Source organism: Microbacterium sp. NC79, assembly GCF_019061125.1.
GTDB lineage: Bacteria > Actinomycetota > Actinomycetes > Actinomycetales > Microbacteriaceae > Microbacterium.
The window spans coordinates 1845229-1856681 of record NZ_JAHQYI010000001.1 but is presented as its reverse complement, the minus strand read 5'-3'; the positions used below and the strand labels follow the sequence as shown (position 1 = coordinate 1856681).

Sequence of the window (11453 nt, the reverse complement as noted above, 5' to 3'; positions counted from 1 at the left end):
CACCTTGCGGCTGTCACAAAGGTGAGCGTTGTAGCCTCGGCGTGTGACTGTGCTCGCCTTCATTATCGGCATCCTCGTGATTGTCGTTGGACTCGCCGTATCCATCGCTCTGCATGAGATCGGGCACTTGGCGCCCGCGAAGCTCTTCAACGTGCGTGTCGGGCAGTACATGATCGGGTTCGGCCCGACCCTGTGGTCGAAGAAAATCGGCGAGACCGAGTACGGCTTTAAGGCGATTCCGCTGGGCGGATACATCTCCATGGCGGGCATGTATCCACCGGCTGCTGGCGACGCGAAGACCGGAAAAGCCGGCGGTGGCTTCTTCCGCACCATGGTGCAAGACGCTCGTGACGCCAACGACGAGACCATCGGCGCCGACGAAGATCGGGTTTTCTACAAACTGCCGACCTACAAGCGCGTCATCATCATGCTGGGCGGCCCGCTGATGAACCTGCTGTTCGCTGGCGTCTTGTTCACGGTCATCCTGAGCGGCATCGGCATTCAACAATCCAGCAACACCGTCGCCACGATCAACGAGTGCGTCATCCCGGCATCGTCCACGCAGACCGAGTGCACACCGAGCGACCCGGCTTCCCCCGCCGCGGCTGCCGGCCTGTTGCCAGGCGACACGATCACCGCGATCGACGGCGAGCCGGTTTCCACCTTTGTTGAAATTTCCACGATCATTCGTGACAACCCCGGCACCGACCTGGAGTTCAGCGTCACGCGCCCCGCAAGCACAAGCGAGGATGCGGAACAGCTCACCCTGATCGTGACGCCCATGTTGGCGCAGCGCCCCGCGATTGATGCAGACGGAAATATCGTGACGGCTGAAGACGGAACCACGCAGATGGTTGACGTCGGATTCGTTGGCTTCGGGCCGACACAGGTGCTCACGAAGCAGCCGCTTTCGGCGGGCGTTGAGCAGACCGTCTCGAACGTCGGCGCCGTCGCCGGCATCATGGTCGAGTTGCCCGTAAAGCTCTACAACACGGCCGTTGATCTCGTGACCGGCTCAGAGCGCGACCCGAACGGCCCGATCAGTGTTGTTGGCGTTGGTCGCATTGCGGGTGAAGTTGCTGCGATCGATGCGCCGATTGCCACGCGTGTTGCCGGTGTGCTGAGCCTGGTGGCATCGCTGAACATTGCGCTGTTCGTGTTCAACCTGATCCCACTGCTGCCGCTCGACGGCGGTCACGTTGTCGTGGCGCTCTGGGACGCGATTAAGCGCGGGTGGGCGAAACTGTTCCGCCGCCCTGCGCCCAAGCCGGTGGACGCCACCAAGCTGGTTCCGCTCACCTTCGTTGTCGTGATCGCACTCGTCGGCATGGGAGCGCTGCTGCTCATCGCCGACATCGTCAACCCGGTTCAGCTGTTTTAAGCAGGCTGTTGGGGCGCCCTCATCGGCGCCCCAACAGTTACGCGAGGGCTGAGCGCACGAGACGTGCGAGCGTGTGGATGCCGTCCTTCGACAGGATCGATTCCACGTGTCCCTGCACGGAGGCGACCTTCGGGCCGCGCAGCGCATACACATCACCGGTCGCGGTATCGGCCGACACCGAAATGTCGCCGACCGTCGCGGTGCCCGGGGCGACGCGTGCGGTGAAGGTGTTGTAGAAGCCAATCGTGGCCTGCTCACCGAACACATCAACGCTCTTCTGCACGCCCTGGTGGGGCGACGCGAGCGGTGCGAGATCGATGCCGAGTTGGTCGGCAAGAATCTGGTGGCTGAGGCACACCGCGACGAGCGGCGCACCCTCGGCGCGGCGCAACGCAACAACCTCGCGCATGCGCTGAATGCGAGGGCTGGAACCATCGCGCGGGTCGCCGGGGCCGGGACCGGAAACGACGAGATCGGCTGCCCGCACAGCGTCGTCAGTGACGTCGCTCCACGGCGTGATCGTGACGTCGAGGCCGAGGTGGTGCAACTGGTGACCCAGCATCGTCGTGAAGCGGTCTTCTGCGTCGACAACCAGCACCGAGGTTCCGGTGAAAGAACCGCCAGCCGCCGACTGCGCGTTCAACCAGAACGGTGCCAACCGCTCGTTGCGCGATTCGAGAAGCTCCGCGATCTCCGGGTCAGCGGCGAGCGACGGGCGCTCGGCTGGCTGATCAGGGTCGACGGGGGTGTCGCGGGCGATCGCGCCAATCGCGCCGAGCACACCGGCAGCCTTGCCATGCGTTTCGCTGACCTCCCCCTCGGGGGAGGAGTGGCGCACGAGTGTTGCACCGACGGGTACCCGCAGGCGGCCGTTTTGAATGTAGGCGGTGCGAATTAGAATCGGCGCGTCTAGGTCGTGCCCGCCCTCGGCATTGGGGGTAAAGAGTGCGGCGACTCCCGAGTAGTACCCGCGCGGCGAGGTTTCGTGGCGGCGAATAACGGCGCACGCATTTTGCATCGGCGAGCCGGTAACCGTCGGCGCAAACATCGTTTCGCGCAGCACATCGCGCGGGTCCAGGCGACTGGAGCCACGCAACATGTATTCGGTGTGCGTCAGGCGCGACATCTCCTTGAGGTGTGGCCCGGTGATGCGGCCACCGTCGCTGCAGATGGCGCTCATCATCTTCAGCTCTTCGTCGACGACCATGAAGAGCTCTTCTGTCTCTTTCGTGGAGCGCAGGAACTCGGAGAGGGTTTCCTTCGTCGCGCCGCCCGCGGGGTGCCGGAAGGTGCCCGAAATGGGGTTCATGGTCACCACGCCACCCTGCGATGACACGTGTGCTTCGGGGCTGGCGCCGACGGCGATGTAGTCGTCGGTGACGACAGCGAAGGTCCAGTAGGCGCCGCGCTCGTGTTCAAGAAGAGCATGGAACCAGGTGAGCGCCGCGATGCGGGGGTCGGCTTCGACACCGGCAATATAGTCGCGACGGATGACGAAGTTGGCGCCTTCGCCACGACCAATTTCGTCGCGAATCACCTGACGCACGATGTCGCCGTAATCCTCATCCGAAATGTCGAAGCCCGCGTCGGTGAGGGCGATCGGTGCGGTCGGCAGGTTCTCGAGGGCATCGGCGCGGCCGAAGTGCTGGTGGTCAGCAACAAGGAGGCATCGCAGCGGCGCCCCGTCATCGTGCGCCTCGAAACCGCGTTCACGCACTTGGCGGTACGGAACCATCGCGAACACTTGCCGCATGGTCCCGTCTGCTGCCGTCAGCGGAATGTCGCCGAGGAGATCGACGTCGACAACGTCGCCAGTGAGAAGTTCAACATCGTCAGACCCCTGCCGCGCCAACAGCACAAACGGCGCGTCGACGGGGAGGGCGTTCATCAGGCCAGACATGAATTTCTTGCTCCTGTTCACGGCGGCATAGACAAAAAAACCGCCCATTGGGGACGGTCTCTTCGAAGAATCGCGAACGCACCGCCTAGGAGGCGGGCCACCAGGAAAGGTTCGCGATCATGGGGCGAGATTACCAGAGGAATGCGGGTCGCCGTGCCAATAAGACGACGCATTGCTCAGCGTTGTTCAGCGCTCACTCACCCGGTTCGGCGTAGGCTGGTCACGTGCCAGCAGTTAATCTCGGAATCCCCACCGCCCGTGAAATTCTTGCGCCCCGACGTAAGTCACGTCAGATTCGCGTGGGCAAGGTTCTTGTCGGCGGCGACGCCCCGGTGAGCGTGCAGTCGATGACGACGACGCCGACCACCGATATCAACGCCACCCTGCAGCAGATTGCCGAACTCACGGCGTCTGGCTGCGAGATCGTGCGCGTGGCTGTTCCCAGCCAGGACGACGCTGATGTGCTGCACATCATCGCGAAGAAGAGCCAGATTCCGGTGATCGCTGACATTCACTTCCAGCCGAAGTATGTCTTCCAGGCGATCGATGCGGGGTGTGCTGCCGTTCGCGTGAACCCCGGCAATATTCGCAAGTTTGATGACCAGGTCGGCGCGATCGCGAAGGCCGCAAAAGACGCGGGTGTGTCGTTGCGCATCGGAGTCAACGCGGGTTCGCTTGACCGTCGCCTGCTGGAGAAGTACGGCAAGGCGACGCCTGAGGCTCTCGTGGAGAGCGCCGTATGGGAAGCATCGCTATTTGAAGAGCACGACTTCCACGACTTCAAGATTTCGGTCAAGCACAACGACCCCATTGTGATGGTCAAGGCCTATCGTCAGCTTGCTGAGCGGGGCGACTGGCCGCTGCACCTCGGTGTCACCGAAGCGGGCCCCGCCTTCCAAGGCACAATCAAGTCGGCTACCGCGTTCGGCATTCTGCTGGCCGAGGGCATCGGAGACACGATCCGTGTTTCGCTGTCTGCGCCGCCCGCAGAAGAGGTCAAGGTCGGTCTGCAGATCTTGCAGTCGCTCAACCTGCGCGAGCGCAAGCTGGAGATCGTGTCGTGCCCATCGTGTGGTCGCGCCCAGGTCGACGTCTACACGCTCGCCGATCAGGTGACCGAAGGTCTGAAGGATGTCACGGTTCCGCTTCGCGTGGCCGTGATGGGTTGCGTTGTCAATGGCCCGGGCGAGGCTCGCGAAGCTGATCTGGGTGTTGCCAGCGGCAACGGCAAGGGACAGATCTTTGTGAAGGGCGAAGTCATCAAGACGGTTCCCGAGTCTGAGATCGTTGCCACCCTCATCGAAGAGGCCCGTCGTATTGCCGACGAAATGGGCCCAGACGCGTCGATCGGAACCGCGCAGGTCGTGACGGGCTAATCGCCCTCCGTCGAGCGAGTGGCTCGTTCCGACGACATTCCCTGATCGCAACCAAGCGCTCGCTTGGTTATATTTCCATTTCCGAAAGAATTAGGGAACTTATTTCTCAAAATGGTCATTAATCGAGGATTTCTGACCGGAAAAGCGGCTACTGTTCCCAGAGTCGCTCCATCCCCAGCGACATTCGCCCGGATTTCCGGGTACCGCGCCTACAAGGCGTTGTGCGGCGCTCCGGCGCCCTGTTGAATTTCGCGAAGGCGAATCGTTCGTCCGCAGTGCTGCGGAGATGGAGAGAACATGGCAATCATCGGCATTGTTGCCGAGGGGCCCGCAGAGACACGTGTCTCCGCCACGCCCGCTACGGTGACCCAGTTGGCCGGTCTCGGATACGACGTATCCGTGGCCGACGGTGCAGGGGAGCGCTCGAGCTTCGCTAACGCCGCCTACGAGAAGGCTGGCGCGCGCATCGTGTCTGCGGCTGATGCGTGGGGTGCTGACATCGTGCTTGCCGTCGCCGCTCCCGAGCAGGCGCAGATTGACCAGATGCGTGCCGGCGCTGTCTTCGTCGGCATCCTGGCGCCAGCGCTCAGCCCCGAACTCCTCGCGGCCCTCGCCGCTCGCGGTGTCACCGCTCTCGCGATGGACTCCGTTCCCCGTATTTCGCGCGCCCAGTCGATGGACGTGCTGAGCTCGATGGCCAACATCGCCGGCTACCGCGCCGTCGTGGAAGCAGCGCACGAGTTCGGACGCTTCTTCACCGGCCAGGTCACCGCTGCTGGCAAGGTTCCGCCCGCCAAGGTGCTCGTCGCCGGCGCCGGCGTTGCCGGTCTTGCCGCGATTGGTGCCGCATCGAGCCTCGGCGCCATTGTGCGCGCCACCGACCCGCGCCCCGAGGTCGCCGACCAGGTCAAGTCCATCGGTGGCACCTACCTGCCCGTCGAAGTTGAGGTGGAGCAGTCCACCGATGGCTACGCGAAGGCGACGAGCGAGGCGTATGACCGTCGTGCTGCGGAGCTGTACTCCGAGCAGGCCGCTGATGTTGACATCATCATCACCACGGCGCAGATCCCGGGGCGTGCCGCTCCCGTGCTGATCACCGCAGCCGATGTCGCATCGATGAAGTCTGGTTCCGTCATCGTCGATATGGCTGCTGGCTCCGGCGGAAACGTCGTGGGATCGGTGGCAGGCGAGAAGGTTGTCACCGAAAATGGCGTCATCATCCTCGGCTACACGGATCTTGCCGGCCGCCTGCCTACCCAGGCCTCGCAGCTGTACGGCACGAACCTCGTCAACCTGATGAAGCTGCTGACGCCCGCTAAGGACGGTCAGCTCACGCTTGATTGGGACGACGTCGTTCAGCGCAACGTGACGGTCACCCGCGACGGTGCCGTGACGTTCCCGCCGCCGCCCGTCAACGTGTCGGCCGCACCTGCTGCTGCAGCAGCCACCGAGGTTCCGGCCGCTGCCGTCAAGAAGACGATGAGCGCAGGCGCAAAGACCGGCTTCATCGCCGCAGGTATTGCCGCGCTGTTCCTCGTGAACGCGTTTGCGCCCGCACCGTTGCCGCAGCACTTCACCGTGCTGATGCTCTCGGTAGTCATCGGCTTCTACGTGATCGGCAAGGTCGCGCACGCCCTGCACACGCCGCTCATGAGTGTCACCAACGCGATCAGCGGCATCATCGTGGTCGGTGCGATCACGCAGCTCAATACCGACGACCTGCTGGTGCAGATTCTGGCGGCGACAGCCGTGCTGTTGGCCAGTATCAACATCTTCGGTGGCTTCGCGGTGACGCGGCGCATGCTCGCAATGTTCTCCCGCGACCCCCGCTCAGAGCGCTAACCCGGCACCGCCAGAACAAGGAATACTTTCGTGTTTGAATCCCTGTCTTCGACGGCCGCAGCCGTCGCGGGTGCCGCGTACATCGTTGCCGCCCTACTCTTCATCCTTAGCCTTGCTGGCCTCAGCAAGCACGAGACCGCCAAGAACGGTGTGCGCTTCGGCATCATCGGTATGGCGCTGGCTCTGGCCGCCACCATGTGGGTGTCCTTCCAGACGGAAAACCCCTCGATCCTCGGCATCGGACTGCTTGTTGCAGCCATCGTCGTTGGTGCGATCATCGGCCTCTGGCGTGCACGCGTCGTCGAGATGACGGGCATGCCCGAGCTCATCGCGCTGCTGCACAGCTTTGTCGGTCTTGCCGCCGTCATCGTGGGCTGGAACGGCCACCTGCAGCCGCCGCACTACACCGGTGCGCTACGCGATATCCACCACGCTGAAGTCTTCATTGGTGTCTTCATCGGTGCCGTCACCTTCACCGGTTCCATCGTTGCGTTCGGCAAGCTCTCCGGACGGATGTCGTCCAAGCCGCTCATGCTGCCTGGCAAGAACGTGCTCAACGTCGGTGCCCTGGTCGCTTTCATCGCGCTCACCGTGTGGTACGTCATCGACCCGTCGCTCGTGCTCCTCATCGTTGTCACGGTGCTGGCACTCGCCCTGGGTTGGCACCTGGTCGCCTCGATCGGTGGCGGCGACATGCCCGTCGTCGTGTCGATGCTGAACTCGTACTCCGGTTGGGCAGCAGCTGCCGCTGGTTTCTTGCTCAACAACGACCTGCTCATCGTCACCGGTGCCCTCGTTGGTTCCAGTGGTGCATACCTGTCGTACATCATGTGCAAGGCCATGAACCGCTCCTTCATCTCCGTCATCGCCGGTGGCTTCGGTATCGCAGCTCCCAAGAAGGACGGCGAAGAGGAGACCGGCGAACACCGCGAAGTGAGCGTCGACGACGCCGCCGCGATGCTCAAGGGTGCGTCTTCCGTCGTCATCACGCCTGGCTACGGCATGGCTGTCGCGCAAGCACAGTACCCGGTCGCCGAGCTCACGCAGAAGCTGCGCGATCAGGGCATCAACGTGCGCTTCGGTATTCACCCGGTTGCTGGGCGTCTGCCCGGTCACATGAACGTGCTCCTCGCCGAGGCGAAGGTTCCTTACGACATCGTGCTGGAAATGGACGAGATCAACGACGACCTGGCTGACACCGACGTCGTGCTCGTTATCGGCGCCAACGACACGATCAACCCCGCCGCCGCAGAAGACCCGTCGAGCCCGATTGCGGGTATGCCGGTGCTGCGCGTGTGGGAAGCCAAGAACGTGATCGTGTTCAAGCGTTCGATGGCCGCCGGTTACGCGGGCGTGCAGAACCCGCTGTTCTTCCGCGAGAACGCCTCGATGCTGTTCGGCGACGCTAAGGCGCGCGTCGAAGACATCCTGCGCGCACTCTAAGCACACAGACCGACCAAGCGCAGCAGGCTTGGTCTGGGCCGCTCCACCAGGCACGGGGGAGCGGCCCTTCCTTTGTTCCCCGATGGCGCGCGTAGTGTGAAGATGGACGCATGCAACCCACCACCGTCACGTTTCCTTCCGGCGCTCTCATTGAAGAAACCACCGTCGCCGATGTGCGAGCGCTCGGCAACGGATCCGTCGTGATCCTCGCGCAGACACCGTTTCATCCGGTCGATCACACCTGGCCGGATCAGCCAGGAGACACCGGAACGCTGAGCGCCGACGGAACCACAGTGCGCGTTTTCAGCACCGTGATGGTGGCCATTGATGACGCGGGTGTGCTCGCGGTTGGCGAAGATATTCCGGTCAAGCGTGGAACCGACGGCTGGGATTGGCACGTTGGCCACCTCATCGCTGAGCCCGTCGCATGGCCGGCTGGAACCATGGTGCAGGCATCCGTTGACGCAGAGCTGCGTGCCGGGCTGAGCCGCGGACACACCGCGTGCCACCTCGCCTCCCTTGCCCTTGATGCCGCGCTCGCTGACCTGTGGCATAAGGATCCCGGGGTGGACCCACTCGGCAGCCCGAACTTCGAAGCACGCGCGGGAGCATCGAGCCAGATTCACCCTGATGGCAGCGTCGACACCTATCGCCTCGGCAAGAGCCTGCGTAAGGCGGGCTTCCGTCCCGATGACCTGGCGGCGTCGCTTGCCGACCGCGACGCACGCATCAACGACCTCCTCGCCGCATGGGTGGCTTCATCCGGCCGCTCCTGGATCGAAACCGAAGGTGACACGATCGCCGACCGTCGCACATGGCATTGCGCATTGCCGGCAGGAGAAGCGCACTTCCTCTGCGGTGGCACACACGTCGACAGCCTCGATGTGTTCGAGAAGATCACGGTCGCCCTCGATCTCACCGACCCGCAGCTCCTGGTTATGACGACCACCGTGGTTCCGGCGGCCGACTAAGCCGTTCTCAACTGATGGTTCCGCCCGCGACGGCGAGGTCATCGGTGGTTCCCACAGCCGTGCGAATGGCCACCTCGATACCGCATGCGATATCTGCCAACGGCAGAGTCGGCGTTGGAGCGGGCTTTTGTCCGTCGGCCCATGGCACATGAATGAAGCCAGCGCGGGCGTGGCCGGCGGCATCGATCGCCTGGAACATGACGTCATTGCAGACAAAGGTTCCGGCGCTGAGCGACAGCTCGGCTGGCACGCCCGCGTCGGCGACCGCGCGCGTCATCGCCTTGACGGGGAGCGTCGCGAAGAGGGCGCTCGCGGCATCCGGAACCACGGGGGTGTCGACCGGCTGATCGCCCGCGTTGTCGGGGATGCGCGCGTCGCGGAGGTTCAGGGCAACGCGTTCGAAGCTGAGGGCGGCGCGGTTGCCTGCAAGACCCGTCGCCATGATGAGGTCAGGGGAGTGCTCGGCGATGAGCTCGCGAAGCTGCGCCCCGGCGCCAGCAAAGGTGACCGGAAGGACGGCGGTGACCAATTGTTCCGGCCCCTGCCAGGTCTCGGCGACAAGCCGAACCGCATCGCCAGATGGGTTTTCGGTGTCGTTTCCGAAGGGCTCAAAGCCGGTCAGCAGGATCGTCGTCACGTCAGAACCTTTCACAATCTCGTCGTATTCAGGCTACGCGTTCGGCTGATGCGACCGCGCGCCCTAGAATTGAGGGGTGGTAACACGACTCTCTAATTACTTTGTCCGCACCCTCCGTGAAGATCCTGCTGACGCAGAAGCCATCTCGCACAAGCTTCTTGTGCGCGCCGGCTACATCCGTCGACAGGCGCCAGGCATTTTTGCGTGGCTGCCGCTTGGCCTTCGGGTGAAGGGCAAGCTGGAGAACATCATCCGCGAGGAGATGGCCGCCGCCGGTGCCTTTGAGGTGCACTTCCCGGCGCTGCTCCCGCGTGACATGTACGAAGCGACGGGTCGGTGGGAAGAGTACGGCGACGCACTGTTCCGCCTGCAAGACCGCAAGGGCGCCGACTATCTGCTCGCGCCGACGCACGAAGAGGCCTTCACCCTGATGGTGAAAGACCTGTACTCGTCGTACAAAGACCTGCCGCTGACGATCTATCAGATCCAAGACAAGTACCGCGACGAGGCTCGTCCGCGTGCTGGCCTCCTGCGTGGCCGCGAATTCACGATGAAGGACGCCTACTCGTTTGACTCGTCAGACGCGGGCCTTGACGCGTCATACCAGGCTCAGCGTGACGCCTACGAGCGCATCTTCCAGCGTCTCGGCATCGAGTACGCGATCGTGCAGGCTGACGCTGGTGCCATGGGTGGTTCGCGTTCAGAAGAGTTCTTGCACCCGACCGCGATCGGTGAAGACACCTACGTGCGCTCTGCCGGTGGCTACGCCGCCAACGTTGAGGCATTTGCGACGCTCGCACCCGAGCCCCGTTCGATTGAGGGCCTGCCTGAGCCGGTCATTTACGACTCGCCCAACACGCCGTCGATTGAGACGCTCGTCGCACACACCAACACGGTGCTTGACGGAACCTACACGGCTGCTGACACGCTGAAGAACGTCGTGCTGGCACTCACGCACCTCGATGGCACGCGCGAGATCGTTATCGTCGGTATTCCCGGTGACCGTGAGGTTGACGAAAAGCGTGCCGAGGTTGCCTTCGCACCCGCCGAGGTCGAGCAGGCTACTGACGCTGACTTCGCGAAGAACCCGCTGCTGGTCAAGGGCTACATCGGCCCGTGGACGCCGCAGGGCGCGCTGCTCGGTGAGGAGTCTGCGACGAACATCCGCTACTTCCTTGACCCGCGTGTGGCCCCGGGAACCACCTGGATCACGGGTGCCAACATCGACGAGAAGCACGTGCACTCGCTGGTTGCCGGTCGTGACTTCGCCGCCGACGGCATCGTTGAAATCGCCAGCGTGCGCGAAGGCGACGAAGCTCCCGATGGTTCCGGCCCCGTCACGCTGCAGCGTGGCATGGAGATCGGTCACGTCTTCCAGCTCGGCCGCAAGTACGCCGAATCGCTGGGCCTCAAGGTGCTCGACGAGAACGGCAAGCTGACGACCGTCACGATGGGTTCGTACGGTATCGGCGTAACGCGTATTCTCGCGGTGCTGGCAGAGCTCAACCACGACGACCGCGGCCTGATTTGGCCCGAGTCGATCGCGCCGTTCGACGTGCAGGTTGTTGCGACCGGTCGTGACGCGCTGGCGTTCGAACTGGCCGAAGAAGTTGCCGCTGCGCTCGAGGGCGCTGGCCGCGAAGTGCTTATCGATGACCGCGCTGGCAAGGTCTCACCCGGTGTGAAGTTCGGCGACGCCGAGCTGCTCGGTGTGCCCCACATCATCATCGTCGGCCGCGGTGCGGCTGACCGTGAGGTCGAGGTCTGGGACCGCCGCACCGGCGTCAAGACGCCGATGCCGGTGGCTGAAGCCCTCGCACAGTTCGGGGCTTAGTAGGTCTGAAAAGGGCGGTGTCAGCTCATGCTGACACCGCCCTTTTCTCATTCCCACGCAAACGGTTCC

General features: G+C 63.5%; 8 protein-coding genes. 6 read left to right on the top strand and 2 right to left on the bottom strand.

All coding sequences use genetic code 11. The features are described from left to right. The first annotated feature begins 43 nt into the window (after positions 1 to 43). On the top strand, positions 44 to 1381 hold the full coding sequence (locus tag KTJ77_RS08390; RefSeq protein WP_217337946.1) for a site-2 protease family protein: 1338 nt from the start codon (positions 44 to 46) through the stop codon (positions 1379 to 1381). A 37-nt stretch (positions 1382 to 1418) separates the two neighbouring features. On the opposite strand, the gene KTJ77_RS08385 is transcribed toward KTJ77_RS08390, so the two are convergent. Beyond that, positions 1419 to 3281: a chorismate-binding protein gene (locus KTJ77_RS08385; protein ID WP_217337945.1), complete on the bottom strand. Its 1863-nt coding sequence runs from the start codon at positions 3279 to 3281 to the stop codon at positions 1419 to 1421. A gap of 245 nt (positions 3282 to 3526) precedes the next feature. Between KTJ77_RS08385 and ispG the strand changes: the two genes are divergently transcribed. From ispG to KTJ77_RS08365, 4 genes are all read left to right on the top strand, one after another. Continuing rightward, positions 3527 to 4657 carry a flavodoxin-dependent (E)-4-hydroxy-3-methylbut-2-enyl-diphosphate synthase gene (gene ispG, locus KTJ77_RS08380; RefSeq protein WP_217338409.1) on the top strand — a complete coding sequence of 377 codons (1131 nt, stop codon included), beginning with the start codon at positions 3527 to 3529 and terminating at the stop codon, positions 4655 to 4657. 297 nt (positions 4658 to 4954) lie between these two features. Further along, complete coding sequence (locus KTJ77_RS08375) at positions 4955 to 6499, top strand: Re/Si-specific NAD(P)(+) transhydrogenase subunit alpha (protein ID WP_217337944.1); 1545 nt, start codon at positions 4955 to 4957, stop codon at positions 6497 to 6499. Between the two features lie 30 nt (positions 6500 to 6529). After that, the gene (gene pntB / locus KTJ77_RS08370; RefSeq protein ID WP_367948870.1) at positions 6530 to 7942 is read left to right on the top strand and encodes a Re/Si-specific NAD(P)(+) transhydrogenase subunit beta; all 1413 of its coding nucleotides are present in this window, start codon (positions 6530 to 6532) and stop codon (positions 7940 to 7942) included. Positions 7943 to 8052: 110 nt separating this feature from the next. Continuing rightward, the gene (locus tag KTJ77_RS08365; protein ID WP_217337943.1) at positions 8053 to 8913 is read left to right on the top strand and encodes a hypothetical protein; all 861 of its coding nucleotides are present in this window, start codon (positions 8053 to 8055) and stop codon (positions 8911 to 8913) included. Between the two features lie 7 nt (positions 8914 to 8920). On the opposite strand, the gene pcp is transcribed toward KTJ77_RS08365, so the two are convergent. After that, positions 8921 to 9550, bottom strand: coding sequence for a pyroglutamyl-peptidase I (pcp, locus tag KTJ77_RS08360; protein WP_217337942.1), 630 nt, complete (start codon positions 9548 to 9550; stop codon positions 8921 to 8923). Between the two features lie 76 nt (positions 9551 to 9626). On the opposite strand from pcp, the gene KTJ77_RS08355 reads away from it, so the two are divergent. Then, complete coding sequence (locus KTJ77_RS08355; RefSeq protein WP_217337941.1) at positions 9627 to 11384, top strand: proline--tRNA ligase; 1758 nt, start codon at positions 9627 to 9629, stop codon at positions 11382 to 11384. The last annotated feature ends 69 nt before the right edge of the window (positions 11385 to 11453 follow it).